The following is a 14762-nucleotide window of genomic DNA, read 5'->3' as shown; positions in this document are numbered from 1 at the left end:
GTGTTCAGGAATAACGGTCAGTTTTGGCTGAATGATAGCCTCTGGCAGGATAATTCGCGCTTTTCATGAGGATGGGTTCAATGGCTTGCAGCGGTTGTGAACAGCTCCCGGTTCTGCCCGATGGAGCCGGGCGCCTGCTGCTGGCGTTGCCGCTGGCACATTCCCGGCAGAAGTTACTGGACGCTCTGCGGGCAACGGCATGGACCCCGCGGCTGGAGTTGGCCGATCTGGTGATAATAGAGTGCGCGGACGGGTGCCTCGGTGAGTTGTTCACCCAACTCGGTGACTGGCTGAGCCTGACCGAGCAGGCTCACACCAAAGCGCTCTTCCTGCCCGCTGGCAGGCAGGCGGATGCGGGTCTGCTGGCGGCCGTGGAGCCACTGTCGCACTGGATCGGGCTGGTGCGTGGCCAGTGGTTGGCGGAAATCATCGCAAGCGAGCGTTTGACCACCCACTTTCAGCCCATTGTGCATGCGGCCGAGCCCGGTCGTGCCTATGCCCATGAATGCCTGCTGCGTGGGCTGGATGCGCGGGGCGATTTGGTGTCCCCGGGCGCCTTGTTCGACGCCGCGCGCGCGGGCGACATGCTGTTTCATCTCGATCGCGCGGCGCGGCTCAAGGCCATTGACAGCGCCCGCCAATTGGGGCTGGAAACGCCGGTTTTCATTAACTTCACACCCACGTCTATTTATGATCCGGTCTTCTGTCTGCGCACCACCATCGCCGCGGCGCGCGCGACCGGTTGGCCACCCGAGCGTTTTGTTTTCGAGGTCATAGAGACCGAGGAGTTGGCCGACACCCGTGATCTGGTCGGCATTCTGGCCGAGTATCGCGCCGCCGGTTTTCGCGTTGCGCTCGACGATCTTGGTGCCGGCTACGGATCCCTCACCCTGCTTGAGCGGCTGCGCCCGGACATCGTCAAGTTCGACCGCGATCTGATCACCGACATTGACCACTCCCCCTTCAAACAGACCATTGTGTCTGGCCTGATCGGCATGGCCGCCAAGCTTGGCATCGCCACGGTCGGCGAGGGCATCGAGCGACCTGGCGAGTGGCAATGGTTGCGCGACGCGGGCGTGGACTATCTGCAAGGCTTTTTGTTCGCGCGGCCCGGGCATCCGCCACCACGGCCGGTGGCGCCGGCGGATTGAAGCGCCCATCCGCGATGGACGGGGATGGGCAAAAGGCCGGAACAAGCCGGGTAATGAGTCGAACAACTGGAGACATTGAACATGATCGCGGCTAAAGCCGCTCCCACAAACCCTGGCTCAACGGGCAAGAGGCCCGGGTTATGATCAAGGCCCCGCAGTGCCCGCCAGCGCCAGCCCGAAGCGCACTTGCCCGGCGGTTTTCTCGCGCAGCCAGGTCCATCCGCAAGGCAGATCAGGGAAGGGCTCGCGGGCGTCGGTTTCCAGATAGACGCGCGCGGCTGGAGCCAGCCAGGGGCGGGTGCCGAGCGCCTCCAGGCAGGCGGGTAGCAACTGGTCGGCGAACGGCGGGTCGAGAAAAGCAATGTCGAAGGGTGTCGGCTGGGTGGTCGCCAGCCAATGCAGGCAGTTGCTTTCGTCAATCACCAGGTTCTCGGCCGCCAGCGCTGTGGCATTGGCGCGCAGTTGCCGTGCCACCCTGGCATTGCACTCCAGCATCACCACCCAGGCAGCGCCGCGTGACAGGGCCTCGAAGCCCAGGGCGCCACTGCCGGCGAAGGCGTCCAGGCAGCGGCTGCCAGGGATCACGGGTTGCAGCCAGTTGAAAAGGGTCTCGCGCGTGCGATCAGCGGTGGGACGCAGGCCGGGTTGATCCAATATCGGCAGGCGGCGGCCGCCGAAGCGACCGCCAATCAGGCGTACTTGGCCCGGCGGTGGCTTGTGGCCGGTTGTCCGCCCCGCTGTCCGGCCTGTTTTCCGCCCGGTTGTCTGTCTAGAGGGTGCCAGCGTCGCTTCCCGCCTTCTCGGGCGCTGTCGTCTGCCCGGCGGAGGCATCGGTTTCGCCCTTCTCGGGCTGACCCACCATGACAATCCGCAAGTTCTCGGGCTGCACCCGACGCTGAAAGGCATCACGAATTTGCTCGCGGGTGACCGCGCGAACGCGCTCGTTGAAGCGCTCCAGATGATCCAGCGGCAGGTCATAGAAGCCAATCACCGCCAGATAGGAGACAATCTTGGCGTTGCTCGCGATGCGCAGCGGGAAGCCACCGGTAATGTTCTTGACCGCATCGGCGAGTTGCTCCTCGCTTGGGCCATCGCTGACGAACTGCTTTAGGGTGCCGAGCAGCACCTCGCGCGCCTGCTCGGCCTGTGCGTTCTTGGTTTGCAGCCCGAGCACGAATGGCCCGGGCTGGGCCAATGGCAGAAAGTAACTGTAAACACTGTAGGACAGACCGCGCTTCTCGCGGACCTCCTCCATCAGCAGCGAGACCAGCCCGCTGCCGCCGAGGATGTGATTGCCAACATAGAGCGGGAAATAATCCGGATCGCCGCGCTGCATGCCGGGTGCGCCGGCGTAAAGATGCGTCTGGCTGGAGGGAAAGTGGATGATCCGGGACTCTCCAGCATCGAGAGCCGTCACCGGCGGCAGAGGGGGTGGTGCCTGGCCTTGTGGCAGGCCGGCGCTGATGGACTCGGCAATGGCTTCGGCCTGGGCGCGATCAATCGCACCCACCAGGGCGATGGTGGCACCACTCGCGCGATAGTAATTCCGGTGGAACTGCTTGAAGTCCTCTGGCCCGAGCTGCTCGACGCTCTCCGCCGTGCCGGATGGATCGCTGGCGTAGGGGTGATCACCGAAGACCGCGCGATAGAGCGCCTTGCTGCCAACAGTGCCCGGATCCTGCTCGGCTTGGCGCAGGGCGGTCAGGCGGTTGCGCTTGAGACGCTCGACATCCTTGGGATTGAAGCTTGGGTTGCTCAGCACCTGTGTCAGGGTCGCGACCGCCGTTTCGAGCGCCGCCGGGTCGGTCAGGCCGCGCAGGCTGGCGCTGGTCATGTCGCGATCCGTGCTGGTGCTGATCTGGGCGCCGATGGACTCGACCCGTTCGGCGATGGTGTCGGCATCCCAATCACCGGCGCCCTGCGTCAGCAGGCCGGCGGTCAGGGAGGCGATGCCGGGGCGCTCGCCATCGCGTCCGCTGCCGGCATCCAGCGCCACGCGGATGTCGAGCATGGGCAGATCGGGGGCGGCGACGAAGAGCACCTTGGCGCCCGCCTCGGTCCTCCAGGTCTGGATCTCGGGTGTGGCCAGCGCCGTCTGGGCCAGGCACAGTAGCGCAAACAGGGCGCCGGCGGCGGGCAGCCTGTGAATCATCCTAGCGAACATGACGCTGACCTCCATTGAGGGGCGCGGCGGCGGTCTGTTGCTCGACCTCGTCGAGTGGTAACGGCTTAAGCTCGGCGCGGGTGCGATTCTCTGGGCGAATGTACTTGTTCGCGACTGCCTGGATTTGCTCCGGGGTCACGGCGGCGAGATGCTTGACATAGTCATCGGCCAGTTCCCAGCCGAGGCCAACGGTCTCGAGTTGACCGAGCAGCATGGCCTGGTAGAAAACCGAGTCCTGCTCATAGATCTTGCCGGCGATGAGTCCGTTGCGAATGCGCTCGAGTTCCTCGGTGCTGACCGGCTCCTCGCGCAGACGCCCGATCTCCGCCAGCATGGCCTGCTCCAACTCGGCGATGCTTTTGTCCTTGGCCGGGGTGCCGTCGAACAACAGCATGGCGGACAGACGCCCGAAGGCGCTGTAGCTGGCATCCACCGAGGCAGCGACCTGCTGGCCGCGCACCAGGTTGCGACTGAAGCGCGAACTGGCGCCATCGTCGAGCACGGCGGCCAGCATTTCCAGGGCATAAGCCTCCCAGGCGCGCTCGCTGTTCGGGTCAAGATCACGCAGTGCCGGGGTCTTGTAGCCAAACAACAGATAGGGTTCCTTGGCTGGCGCCGCCACGGTTAGGCTCTTGGCGCCAAGTTGTTCTGGCTCGGTGCGCGGCTTAGGCGCGGCGATGGACTCCGGCCGCAGTGGGCCGAAGTGCTTCTCGGCCAGGGCAAGGACCGCCTCGGGCTCGACGTCGCCCACCACCACCAGGGTGGCATTATTGGGCGCGTACCAGCGCCGATACCAGGCGCGCACATCCTCGACCTGAACCGACTCGAGATCGCTGGCCCAGCCGATCACCGGGATGCGATAGGGCGAGGCCTCATAGGCGGTGGCATTAAAGCGCTCGAAGGTCAGGGACTCGGGATCATCGTCGGTGCGTAGGCGGCGTTCTTCCTTGACCACCTCCAGCTCTTTAAGAAACTCCTCCTCTGGCAGCGCCAGGCGGCGCATGCGCTCGGCCTCGAGTTCGAAGGAAATTTCCAGTCGGTCGGCGGCCAGGGTCTGGAAATAGGCCGTGTAGTCGCGCCCGGTGAAGGCATTCTCATCGCCACCATTGGCCGCGATGATGCGGGAAAATTCACCCGGTGCCAGATTTTCCGTGCCCTTGAACATCATGTGCTCAAGCAGGTGAGAGATGCCAGTAATGCCGCCGTGCTCATAGCTGGAGCCGACCTTGTACCAGACCTGGGAGGTGACAATAGGTGCGCGTCGGTCCGGCTTGACCAAGATCTTTAAACCGTTCTCAAGACGCTTTTCGAACACTTGCTCGGAACTTAAGGCCGACTCAGCCGAGGCGGGCGGAGGCTCAAGAACGTCGGCCTTGTCCATTGTCGCCAGGCTTGCAGCCGCGACCAGCGACAGAGAGCCGGCGAGCAACCCGGGCAAAAGATGCTTGGGGTAAAACATTGGAATCCTCATGGCATTCTGGCAAAGATCCTTGGAGGTCATTAGGGTGAAGCAGGCGATGCTTCAATATTGCGTCATTATGGGGCCGAGATCGGGGAAACTCCAGGTATCTCGGATCGCCGCGGCCGGTGAGGCAGAACGTGGCTTTGCCATAAGGAACCAATCAGCCAAGGTCCGGACTGCCGCCGAGGCCCGATATGGCGCCGGTGCTGGCATCTGGTCGGACTCGCCCGGCGCCTTCTGCTAGCATAACGGGCATAACGATAGTGTCTGGTATCAGGGTGCGAGCCAAGGCGCACGAACCACCCTCCCGGGCTGATCCCACCTTGCCGGAAACAGGCCATGTTTGGATTTGGGAAAAAGAAACACAAGCTGGATCAAGCCGCGCATGAAGCGGCGCTGCAAGCCGCCGCCGAGGCCAGGGCCAAGGCCGCCGCCGATCCTGGCGAGATATTCGGGCCCGATGGGGGGCGCGCCAGCGATGCGTCCAAACTTGTTGTGAATGTTGCCCAGCCGCCCGCCCTGGCGGCCACCCAAACCGCCAGTCCGCCAGTCGCGGCCAAGGATTCCAGGCCACCAACACAGGCGCCTGTTCGCTCCGCGACCGAGCAGGATGACGAGAAAGGCAAGCCGGAAACCAAGGGCGGCAAGAAGGGCGGTTTTTTTGCACGCCTGCGCGGCCGCGATCAGCCGGCCGAGGGAACGCCGGATGAGGACGTTAGTGGCACATCCGAGCGCAAGACCGAGCGCAAGACAGCGGCGCAAGCCCGCCCGCCGGCGGCGGCAAAAGCACCAGTAAAGGCACCAGCAACAGCAGAACAAAGCAGGTCGGTTGTATCGGCGCCCAAGCCCACGCCGGCGCCTAATGCCAAGTCCGCAACTCAGATCGGATCTGGAACTGAAACCGAAACCGAAACCGAATCGGAAGCCGAGGCCAAAGCTGAAGCCGCCCGCGCCAGCCTGCTTGCGGCCGCCGCGGCCGAGGCGGAAGCAGCCGCCGCCGAGCAGCGTCGCGGCATGCTCGCGCGTCTCAAAACCGGGCTCAGTCGTACCCGCGCCATTCTTAACGCGGATATTGGTGATCTGGTGAGTGGCCGCAAGGAAATCGACGAGGACCTGCTCGAGGAGCTCGAAAACCTGCTGCTGACGGCCGATGTCGGCATAGCTGCCACCACCCGCATCATTGAGGATCTATCGGGCCGGGTGCGCCGGCACGAGTTGTCCAAACCCTCGGCCCTGGTCGCCGCCCTGCGCGCCGAGTTGCACGCCATTCTCGGCGCGAGTGCCGCGCCGGTGCGCCAGCCCGCGCCTGGGCGGCCGCAGGTCATCCTCATGGTTGGTGTGAATGGAGTGGGCAAAACCACCACCATCGGCAAGCTTGCCAAGACGCTCCAGGCCGAGGGAAATTCCATCATGCTGGCCGCTGGCGACACCTTTCGCGCCGCGGCGGTCGAACAACTCCAGACCTGGGGTGAGCGCAACCAGGTGCCGGTGATCAGCCAGGGCAAGGGCGCGGATTCGGCCTCGGTTATCTACGATGCCCTGCAGGCCGCGACCGCGCGCGGCATTGATGTGCTGATTGCCGATACCGCCGGGCGACTGCACACCAAAAGTAATCTGATGGAGGAGCTGAAGAAAATCGCCCGGGTGATGCAAAAGATCGATCCCGAGGCGCCACACGAGGTGATGTTGGTGGTGGACGCCACCACTGGCCAGAACGCCCTGCATCAGGCGCAAGAATTCCACCGTGCCATCCCGCTGACCGGCATCGCCCTGACCAAGCTCGATGGCACCGCCAAGGGCGGTATCCTGTTCGCGCTTGCCGATCAGATGCGCATTCCCATCCGCTTTATCGGGATGGGTGAACAGATCGATGACCTGCGCTATTTTGAGCCGGATGAATTTCTCAATGCCTTGCTATCGCCTTAGTGCGCACTCCTTACCATGTGCGTGGCGCCTGGCGTTCGGGAGTAAGCCGCCATGATTCGCTTTGAGCGTGTGTGGAAGAGGTTCCCGGAACGCGGCGATGCGCTCAAGGATCTGAGCTTTGAAATGGCCAGTGGCGAGATGGCGTTTCTCACCGGCCACTCTGGCGCCGGCAAGAGTACCCTGCTGCGGCTGATCGGCCTGATGGAGCGCCCGAGCCGCGGCCGGATTCTGGTCAATCGTATGAATATCGGTGAATTGCCGGCGCGCAAACTGCCCTATTACCGCCGCCAGATCGGCATGATTTTTCAGGATCATCGGCTGCTGTCAAACCGCACAGTCTTCGACAATGTCGCCCTGCCGTTGATCGTCTCCGGCATGACGCGCAAGGAAATCGGCAGGCGGGTACGCGCGGCGCTCGATCAGGTTGGCCTATTGCGCTTTGAGCGCGTACTGCCCATTACCCTCTCCAGTGGCGAACAGCAGCGCGTTGGAATTGCCCGCGCCGTGGTGGCGCGCCCACCAGTGATTCTGGCAGACGAGCCCACGGGTAACCTGGATCCGGACCTGTCGCGCGAGATCTTTGGTCTGTTCGAGCGCTTTCACGATGTTGGTGTCACCCTGCTGATCGCCACCCACAACATCGATATTGTCAGTTTCATGCGGCACCGCATCATCCGTCTGCATGAGGGGCGGCTGGACGCGGACAGTGGCGGTTGGTGAATCCGATGAAACACTCATCGCGACGTCAGCAGCGTCCGTTCTCCGCCCGCTTCGAGGCCTGGCTCACGCATCATCGTGAAAGTGCGCTGGCGACCTTGGGGCAGCTGGTCGTCGCGCCTTTCGCGACCGCCATGACGGTCGCCGCCATGGCGGTGGCCCTGATGTTACCAGCCTCGCTTTACGTGCTGACAGGAAACCTCAAGGTGCTTGGCGGCTACTGGGATAGCTCGGCGGCCATTTCTGTCTTCCTCGAGCCTGGCGTCGATGAAGCGGCGGCCCGCTCCCTTGCCCTGCAATGGCAGGCGCGCAGCGATATCGTGCGAGCCGCGGTCATTACACGAGAGCAGGGGCTGGCCGAGTTTCGCGAATACAGCGGCCTGGGGGTCGCGCTTGATCAGCTCACCGAGAATCCCCTGCCGGTGGTGATTTCCGTCTTTCCGGCGCCGCGGCTGACCGGAAAAAAACCGCTCGAGCAGCTGATTGCCGGGCTCGAGCAACTCAACGATGTGGATTTCATTCGGCTCGATACCGAGTGGGCACGCCGCCTGCAGGCACTGGTGGAACTCCTTGAGCGCGCGCTCTGGCTGCTCAGTCTGGCGCTGGCGCTCGGAGTACTACTGGTGGTGGGCAACACCATCCGACTGGAAATCGAGAATCGCCGCGATGAAATCGAGGTGATGCACCTGGTGGGGGCCACCACGGGTTTCATTCGTCGGCCTTTTCTTTACAGCGGAGCCTGGTATGGGCTCCTGAGCGGTCTCGCTGCCTGGGTCATGGTATGGCTTATGGTCCTGGCCATGCAGGTTCCGGCGGATCGCCTGGCGGAAAGCTATCAGAGTGTCTTTCGGTTGCGCGCGCTTGACTCCCTGGCATCGCTGGTGCTGATTGGCGGAGGGACGGCGCTAGGTATCCTCGGCAGTTGGGTTGCCGTCGGTCGCCATCTTGGCGCCATGCAGCCGTCGCGCTGAGGCGACGGCCGTGGGTCTCAGGCTGCCTTGTTAACGGCCGACTGACTGCCGGTGGCAGAGGCTTTGCCCGCATCCTTTCCGGCTGGCTTTGCAGCGGTGGTCTCTGTTTTCGCCGGCGTCTTGCCATCGCCCTTGGATTTGTCGCCGGGGGAGGCTTTGTCGCCAGTCTTATCGCCCGCATCCACGACATTCTTGCGGCCGTCTTTTTTGAAATCCGTTTCATACCAGCCGGAGCCTTTCAGCCGAAAGGCAGCGGCGGAGAGCTTCTTTTTCAGCGCCGGCGCGCCGCATTCCGGGCAGTCGGTCAGAGGCGCGTCACTGATTTTTTGCAGTGCGTCCATCTCATGGCCGCAGGCTTCGCAACGGTACTCGTAAATGGGCATGATCGGGATCCTCGGTTTAACGCAAAGTTTAACCCGCGCAATATGGGGTTGTTAGGCATCGAGCGCAAGTGGATCTGGCGCGATTTGTGAGCCAAACCCGCGGGGGTGTTGTCAAACCCGCGTTTTTTCTTCGAGGCGATACCTTGAGTGGATGAGATTGACATGGAGATGAGATTGAAAGGGAGGAAATTGAAAATGGGGGAGATCAAACCGGGCTGGGTGCTCATCACCGGCTGTTCCAGCGGAATTGGGCGCGTCTGCGCATTGGGCTTGGCCGAGCGCGGCTATCAGGTGGTTGCCAGTGCCCGCCGGGCGGAAGATGTCGCGGTCCTCAAGCAGGCCGGATTGTCAGCGGTGCGCATCGATCTGGCGGACGCGCACAGCATCGCCAGTGGGCTTGACGCGGCGCTGCAAGTCACCAACGGACGCCTGGATGCGCTCTTTAATAACGGCGCCTTTGGTCTGCCAGGCGCGGTCGAGGATCTGACACCCGAGGCCCTGCGCGCCCAGTTCGAGACCAACTTCTTTGGCTGGCATGATCTCACCCGGCGGGTGATCCCCGTGATGCGCGCCCAGGGCAGGGGTCGCATTATTTACAACAGCTCGGTCCTTGGTCTGGTGGCGCTGCCGTATCGTGGTGCTTACGTGGCGAGCAAGTTCGCGCTCGAGGGGCTGGCCGATACCCTGCGCCTGGAGCTAACCGGCAGTGGTATTCAGGTGATTCTGATCGAGCCCGGCCCAATTGAGAGCCGCTTTCGGGAGAATGCCAGGGCGGCATTTCAGCGTTATGTCGACCCAGCTGGCAGTCCTCATGCCGACGCTTACCGGTGCATGGCCGAGCGCCTGGAACAGGAAGGCGCGGTGCAACCTTTTACCCTGCCGGCCGAGGCGGTCTTGAAAAAACTCATCCTGGCGCTCGAGAGCCCAAAACCCAGTGCCCGCTATGCGGTCACCTTGCCAACCCATCTGCTCGGTGGATTGCGGCGCCTGTTACCGTCCTCGGCGCTCGACGCCCTGCTGCTCAAGGTGAGTCGCGGCGGCCGTGGCTGATCCACGAGGATGCCTTTATTGTTTGCCAACACTAGTGCTGCCAGATCGGGGGCGGGATTAAGGCCTTGGGGATTTAAGTACCTGTGAACCAGATGTGAGAATCCAGACGGGGTAATTCAGGTCGGGGAGGATAGAGCCCAGGAGGGATAGATCCCGAGCACTGGAGTCCAGCCCTATGTGACCTTGAACCTATTTGATCTTGCCTTCCTTGTACATCACATGCTTGCGTACAACGGGATCGTATTTCTTCATCTCCATCTTGCCCGGCTGATTGCGCTTGTTCTTGGTGGTCGTGTAAAAATGACCGGTGCCGGCGCTGGAATTGAGGCGGATTTTATCTCGAGCGGCTTTGGCCATGCTGTCTCTCCTGATGGGGATCTTTGTCCCTGGCTACTGATCGCGTGGGTGATCGGACGAAGAATTTCTTGTGGTGGTGCTGGAGCAGGGCCCGGGCAAATCCCCTGGGCAACTCCGAGGGAAATGACTGACCGATGGTCTTGGTGCTAGATCTTCTCGCCGCGCGCACGTAACTCGGCCACCACGACCTCAATGCCCTTTTTGTCGATAATGCGCATGCCCTTGCTGCTGACACGCAGTCGCACCCAGCGCTTCTCTGGCTCCATCCAGAATCTGTGGTAGCGCAGGTTCGGCAGGAACCGGCGGCGGGTTTTATTATGGGCGTGGGAGACATTATTACCGGCCAGCGGGCGTTTGCCGGTGACCTGACAGACTCGAGACATGGCGGCTGACCTCGGGGAAACTCTGAACTGGGAAGGGGTTGGGGCAAGCTGCATGGACGGCGACACGCCAGGCGCGCGCGGGCAGCAAGCAGCCAAGGTAAACCGGAAATTATAAAACCCGTGGGTGGTATGGTCAAGGCCGTGCGATCATTTGCAGCGATTCCAAATTTGGTGCTCTTGGTGAAGTAGAAGCGGTTTCCAGCCGCTTTATGACTTGGTACTCGATAGCCAGCCGAAAAACCCAGCGCATGATGACCAAAGTTGGAATTGCTGAATCATTTGCGGTTGGTTGCTGGCCGGGCAAGGGGGCGCTGACCCGCGCGGACTGATTCTTTACCAACCATGCCGCCGCTGTTTGCTAGGCTTGAAGTCATGGCTGGTGTTTTCTGCCCGATACAGCCATTGATCACACCACTGAAAATGATCGCGGATCAGGACACAATTCCATGTTCAATCTAAAAAATATCCGCCTGCAACCCAAGCTGATCGCCCTGATGCTGCTGAGTAGCCTGGTGCCTTTGCTGATCGTTGCCACCTGGAGCACCCTGTCGGCACGTGACGCGCTGATGCGGGAGGCCAATGCTCGACTGGAGTCGGTGCGCGGCATCAAGCAGGGGCAGATCGAACGCTATTTTGCCGAGCGTGAGGGCGATATCGGCGTGCTAACCGATATGGTGCGTCGCATCCAGGCCGATGCCGAGTTGAGCCTGGTGGCCTTGCATCAGGAAAAACGCGACCGCGTCGAGCGCCTGTTCGACCGCTGGCAGCGCGAAGTCGTCGCGCTGGCTGGGCAGGAACGCCTGGGCAGTGCGTTGCGAGTGCTGGCCGGTGCCCAGAGCCGGGAGGGGGCGGCCGATGATGCCGCGGCCTTCTCCATGGCTAACGAGGCACCGACCTATCGCGCCGAGAAAGAACGCGTCTATTTAAATAAAGCGGCCGAGGAACTCGGCTGGACGAATCTGATGTTGCTGGATGATCAGGGCGTCGTGCTCTTTGCCAGCGACAGCCCGGAGCCTGCCGGTCGCCCGGCCGAGGGGGCGCTGGCCGCCGGCATCGAACAACTCCGCGCCGATCCTGATTTGGCCGTGGCGCTGGCGGACGTCCGTCCCGACCCGGGCGCCGATGGAGCACAGCTTGGCTATCTGGTCGCGCCGGTCACGGGATCAGGCATTGGCGGCTACCTTGCCAAGCCCATGTCCTTCGCCGAGTTGAACGCCATCGTGCAGGCCCGCAACGGCATGGGCGAGACGGGCGAGAGCTATTTGGTCGGGCGCATCCAAGGGCAGAGCGCTTTCCGCAGCGACATGCTGACCATGGGCGATGGGGCCTATGTGGTTGGCGCGCCTATCTCCACGCCCTATATTGAAAGCGCGATCGGTGGGGAGTCAGTGAATGGCATTTTCACCGACAGCAGCGGCAAGCTGGTGTTGGTGGTGGGCAGTCCGCTGCCCATGCCGGGGCTCGAGTGGGCCATCCTGAGCAAACGCAATCTCGAGGAGGCGCTGACCGAGAAGGCGCCGGGCGAGACACAGACGCTGTTCGCTCGCTACACCGAGCAGTATGGTTACTACGATCTGTTCCTGATTCATCCGGAGGGTGAGGTCTTCTTCACCGTCGCCAAGGAGGCCGACTATCTCACCAACCTGATCGACGGCGAATACCGTGACTCCAATCTGGCCGAACTGGTACGCGATGTGTTACGTACGCGCAGCCTGGGTTTGGCGGACTTCGCCGCCTACGCCCCATCCGCTGGCGCGGCGGCCGCCTTTATCGCCCAACCTCTCATGCACGATGGCAAGGTGGAGATGGTCGTGGCCCTGCAAATGCCGCTGGAGACCATTAATGCCATCATGCAACAGCGCGATGGCATGGGGGAGACCGGCGAGACCTACCTGGTCGGGCCGGACAAGCGCATGCGCTCGGATTCCTTTCTCGACCCCGACCATCGCTCGGTGCAGGCCTCCTTTGCCGGCACTGTCGCCGACAATGGCGTGGATACAGCGGCTAGTCGCGCGGCCCTGGCTGGCGAAACCGGCACCCGTGTCATTACGGACTACAATGGCAATCCCGTGCTGTCGAGTTTCACGCCGGTCAAGGTGGGCGATTTTACTTGGGCGCTGGTGGCGGAAATCGATCGCGCCGAGGTCATGGCCCCGGTCTGGCAACTGGTGCGCAGCACGGTGTTGATCACCGGCTTTTTCACCCTGCTGGTGGTAGTGACCGCGGTGATTTTTGCCCGCGGCCTGAGCAAACCTCTAATCGAGGCCGTTGGCATCGCGCGCCTGGTGGCCGATGGCGATCTGCGCACCAACCTGGCCAGTGATCGCACCGACGAGATTGGCGAAATGATGAGCGCCATGCATGGGCTGGTCGAGCAACTGCGCCAGATTGTCGGCGAGGTGCTGGTCGGAGCCGATAATCTTGGTTCGGCCTCGAGCGAGGTCAGCGCCACCGCCCAGTCGCTGAGCCAGGGCGCCACCGAGCAGGCCGCGAGTGTCGAGGAGACCACCGCCAGCATTGAGCAGCTTAATTCCTCGGTACACCAAAATACCGAGAATGCGCGGGTCACCAACGACATCGCCAAGCGTTCGGCCGATGAGGCGCGCCAGGGCGGCGAGGCGGTCACGCGCACGGTCGCGGCGATGAAAGACATTGCCAGTAAAATCGGTATGATTGAGGAGATTGCCTACAAGACCAATCTGCTCGCGCTCAACGCCGCTATCGAGGCGGCGCGCGCAGGCGACCATGGCAAGGGCTTTACCGTGGTGGCGGCCGAGGTGCGCAAACTGGCCGAGAACAGCGGCGCGACCGCGCAGGAGATCAATCAGCTTGCCACCAACAGCCTGTCCATCGCCGAGGATGCCGGGCGCGTGCTCGAGCACATGGTGCCTAATATCGTCAAGACGGCCGAGCTGATCGCGGAGATCACCGCCGCCTCGGGCGAACAGGCCTCGGGCATTGGGCAGATCAACGAGGCCATGGGGCAGCTCGACAAGGCCACTCAGCAGAATGCCTCCTCCTCCGAGGAACTGGCCGCCACGGCCGAGGAACTCAGCGGTCAGGCCGCGCAGTTGCAAGAAACCATGGCCTTCTTCAAAGTGTCCCGTGGCAAGCCCCCTCGGGCATCGACATCCAAGACTGCCGCGCGTGCGCGACAGTCAGAGCTTGCCGGTGCCCAGGATGACAGGGACACAACTTCACCAGACTTCGAACGCTTTTAGGCGGAGACCCCGATGACAGAGGCAACAGCATCCAAACAGCCAGGCAAAGCCGGGACCGACAGCGGTGACGAGGCAAATCAGTATCTGACCTTTTCGGTCGCCGAGGAACGCCTCGCGATGCCCATTGATGCCGTGCAGGAGATTATCGAAACGCCCCAGATTACCCAGGTTCCCATGACGCCGGAACACATTCGTGGTGTCATCAATCTTCGGGGGAACGTGGTTCCCATCGTTGATCTGGCGGCCCGACTCAACCGCGGCGCGGCAACACTGTCCAAGCGCAGCTGCGTGGTGGTGGTGGAGGTCGAGTCCAATCGCAGCAGCTATGTCTTTGGCATGCTGGTCGATGAGGTCAAGAACATTCTCGACATTCCACGCGAGGATGTTCGCCCGGCGCCGACCTTTGGCTCGGATATCAGCACGGATTTCATTCAGGCCATGGGCCGGGTGGAGGATGTCTTCGTGATTATCCTTGCCATCAACCATGTGCTCTCGGTGCAGGAACTCGCCGAGCTGAAAAAAATGACCGAAGGGGCCAGTCTCGATCCGGTGGGCTAGGGGCATGCCCGCCGTCGGCACATACGAAGACGGCATCTCCGATGAGTGTTTTATTTGTCCATGAAAAGGATAATTATTAAGGCCGATTGGAAAGAAAAGAAAGAAAAGGGGCCTGGGTCGAATTGTGTTTCAGCTATGCTGAAAATTAAACCTACCCTGGCCCCATTAACCAGTCGCCCGCCTTTGACCGCACCAAATACGAAGACGACCTGCTGCTCCAGAACAGCCTGATCCACCAGGGCTGGCATGTCTATCGTTGGACGGATCATGAACTCGACCAGCGCCGCGAGCGCGTCAAGGAACAGCTCACGCTCTTTCTTAAGCGGGTGCCCGGCCTGCTCGACATGGACGACTTTCTCCCCAAGCAGCGCGCCTGCCAGGCCGACTTCAATCTGCGCACCCATCAGCAGGAGGCCTTG

14 protein-coding genes are annotated in these 14762 nt (G+C 62.2%); 7 read left to right on the top strand and 7 right to left on the bottom strand.

From position 1 onward, the window contains the following. Nucleotides 1-80 precede the first annotated feature (80 nt). Nucleotides 81-1151 (top strand): EAL domain-containing protein, encoded by a 1071-nt coding sequence (locus tag Thiowin_RS22560; RefSeq protein ID WP_328985212.1) that lies wholly within the window; start codon nucleotides 81-83, stop codon nucleotides 1149-1151. Between the two features lie 144 nt (nucleotides 1152-1295). Here the strand turns inward: Thiowin_RS22560 and rsmD are convergent, their stop codons facing one another. From rsmD to Thiowin_RS22545, 3 genes are all read right to left on the bottom strand, one after another. Continuing rightward, a complete protein-coding gene (gene rsmD, locus Thiowin_RS22555; protein ID WP_408034125.1) occupies nucleotides 1296-1805 on the bottom strand; it encodes a 16S rRNA (guanine(966)-N(2))-methyltransferase RsmD in 510 nt (169 codons plus the stop codon). A 115-nt stretch (nucleotides 1806-1920) separates the two neighbouring features. Then, a complete protein-coding gene (locus Thiowin_RS22550; protein ID WP_328985211.1) occupies nucleotides 1921-3315 on the bottom strand; it encodes a M16 family metallopeptidase in 1395 nt (464 codons plus the stop codon). Continuing rightward, complete coding sequence (locus Thiowin_RS22545; RefSeq protein WP_328988150.1) at nucleotides 3305-4696, bottom strand: M16 family metallopeptidase; 1392 nt, start codon at nucleotides 4694-4696, stop codon at nucleotides 3305-3307. The genes Thiowin_RS22550 and Thiowin_RS22545 overlap by 11 nt, the downstream gene beginning before the upstream one ends. A 420-nt stretch (nucleotides 4697-5116) precedes the next feature. Between Thiowin_RS22545 and ftsY the strand changes: the two genes are divergently transcribed. Genes ftsY through ftsX form a run of 3 tightly spaced genes read left to right on the top strand, consistent with a single transcriptional unit; the run spans nucleotide 5117 to nucleotide 8391 of the window. Continuing rightward, complete coding sequence (gene ftsY, locus Thiowin_RS22540) at nucleotides 5117-6703, top strand: signal recognition particle-docking protein FtsY (RefSeq protein ID WP_328985210.1); 1587 nt, start codon at nucleotides 5117-5119, stop codon at nucleotides 6701-6703. A 51-nt stretch (nucleotides 6704-6754) separates the two neighbouring features. Further along, entirely contained in the window at nucleotides 6755-7423 is a 669-nt protein-coding gene (gene ftsE / locus Thiowin_RS22535; RefSeq protein WP_328985209.1) for a cell division ATP-binding protein FtsE, read from the top strand. Between the two features lie 5 nt (nucleotides 7424-7428). Further along, nucleotides 7429-8391, top strand: a complete 963-nt coding sequence (gene ftsX / locus Thiowin_RS22530) for a permease-like cell division protein FtsX (RefSeq protein WP_328985208.1) — start codon at nucleotides 7429-7431, stop codon at nucleotides 8389-8391. Between the two features lie 17 nt (nucleotides 8392-8408). Here ftsX and Thiowin_RS22525 read toward each other — a convergent pair whose 3' ends face one another. Next, complete coding sequence (locus tag Thiowin_RS22525; RefSeq protein WP_408034124.1) at nucleotides 8409-8732, bottom strand: FmdB family zinc ribbon protein; 324 nt, start codon at nucleotides 8730-8732, stop codon at nucleotides 8409-8411. Between the two features lie 237 nt (nucleotides 8733-8969). Between Thiowin_RS22525 and Thiowin_RS22520 the strand changes: the two genes are divergently transcribed. Beyond that, nucleotides 8970-9824, top strand: a complete 855-nt coding sequence (locus Thiowin_RS22520) for an SDR family NAD(P)-dependent oxidoreductase (RefSeq protein ID WP_328985205.1) — start codon at nucleotides 8970-8972, stop codon at nucleotides 9822-9824. 189 nt (nucleotides 9825-10013) lie between these two features. Here the strand turns inward: Thiowin_RS22520 and rpmG are convergent, their stop codons facing one another. Further along, nucleotides 10014-10181 (bottom strand): 50S ribosomal protein L33, encoded by a 168-nt coding sequence (rpmG, locus tag Thiowin_RS22515; RefSeq protein WP_328985204.1) that lies wholly within the window; start codon nucleotides 10179-10181, stop codon nucleotides 10014-10016. Nucleotides 10182-10327: 146 nt separating this feature from the next. Continuing rightward, entirely contained in the window at nucleotides 10328-10564 is a 237-nt protein-coding gene (gene rpmB, locus Thiowin_RS22510; RefSeq protein WP_328985203.1) for a 50S ribosomal protein L28, read from the bottom strand. 446 nt (nucleotides 10565-11010) lie between these two features. Here rpmB and Thiowin_RS25520 point away from each other — a divergent pair, with 446 nt between their 5' ends. Both Thiowin_RS25520 and Thiowin_RS22500 read left to right on the top strand, forming a co-directional pair. After that, nucleotides 11011-13785 (top strand): methyl-accepting chemotaxis protein, encoded by a 2775-nt coding sequence (locus Thiowin_RS25520; RefSeq protein ID WP_408034123.1) that lies wholly within the window; start codon nucleotides 11011-11013, stop codon nucleotides 13783-13785. A 12-nt stretch (nucleotides 13786-13797) separates the two neighbouring features. After that, nucleotides 13798-14343, top strand: coding sequence for a chemotaxis protein CheW (locus Thiowin_RS22500; protein WP_328985202.1), 546 nt, complete (start codon nucleotides 13798-13800; stop codon nucleotides 14341-14343). 50 nt (nucleotides 14344-14393) lie between these two features. Here Thiowin_RS22500 and Thiowin_RS22495 read toward each other — a convergent pair whose 3' ends face one another. Further along, entirely contained in the window at nucleotides 14394-14747 is a 354-nt protein-coding gene (locus tag Thiowin_RS22495; protein ID WP_328985201.1) for a hypothetical protein, read from the bottom strand. Nucleotides 14748-14762: the final 15 nt, after the last annotated feature.

The sequence above is a fragment of the Thiorhodovibrio winogradskyi genome, from assembly GCF_036208045.1.
In the GTDB taxonomy this organism is placed as follows: domain Bacteria; phylum Pseudomonadota; class Gammaproteobacteria; order Chromatiales; family Chromatiaceae; genus Thiorhodovibrio; species Thiorhodovibrio winogradskyi.
Note: the sequence above shows the minus strand (reverse complement) of the source record. Positions and strands in the feature narration are given on the sequence as shown.

Bases quoted from the DNA above. Each gene is read 5' to 3' on its own strand.
- Thiowin_RS22560 (WP_328985212.1), top strand. From the start codon at position 81: ATGGCTTGCAGCGGTTGTGAACAGCTCCCGGTTCTGCCCGATGGAGCC.
- Thiowin_RS22550 (WP_328985211.1), bottom strand. From the start codon at position 3,315: ATGTTCGCTAGGATGATTCACAGGCTGCCCGCCGCCGGCGCCCTGTTT.
- Thiowin_RS22545 (WP_328988150.1), bottom strand. From the start codon at position 4,696: ATGGACAAGGCCGACGTTCTTGAGCCTCCGCCCGCCTCGGCTGAGTCG.
- ftsY (WP_328985210.1), top strand. From the start codon at position 5,117: ATGTTTGGATTTGGGAAAAAGAAACACAAGCTGGATCAAGCCGCGCAT.
- ftsE (WP_328985209.1), top strand. From the start codon at position 6,755: ATGATTCGCTTTGAGCGTGTGTGGAAGAGGTTCCCGGAACGCGGCGAT.
- ftsX (WP_328985208.1), top strand. From the start codon at position 7,429: ATGAAACACTCATCGCGACGTCAGCAGCGTCCGTTCTCCGCCCGCTTC.
- Thiowin_RS22525 (WP_408034124.1), bottom strand. From the start codon at position 8,732: ATGGACGCACTGCAAAAAATCAGTGACGCGCCTCTGACCGACTGCCCG.
- Thiowin_RS22520 (WP_328985205.1), top strand. From the start codon at position 8,970: ATGGGGGAGATCAAACCGGGCTGGGTGCTCATCACCGGCTGTTCCAGC.
- rpmG (WP_328985204.1), bottom strand. From the start codon at position 10,181: ATGGCCAAAGCCGCTCGAGATAAAATCCGCCTCAATTCCAGCGCCGGC.
- rpmB (WP_328985203.1), bottom strand. From the start codon at position 10,564: ATGTCTCGAGTCTGTCAGGTCACCGGCAAACGCCCGCTGGCCGGTAAT.
- Thiowin_RS25520 (WP_408034123.1), top strand. From the start codon at position 11,011: ATGTTCAATCTAAAAAATATCCGCCTGCAACCCAAGCTGATCGCCCTG.
- Thiowin_RS22500 (WP_328985202.1), top strand. From the start codon at position 13,798: ATGACAGAGGCAACAGCATCCAAACAGCCAGGCAAAGCCGGGACCGAC.
- Thiowin_RS22495 (WP_328985201.1), bottom strand. From the start codon at position 14,747: ATGGGTGCGCAGATTGAAGTCGGCCTGGCAGGCGCGCTGCTTGGGGAG.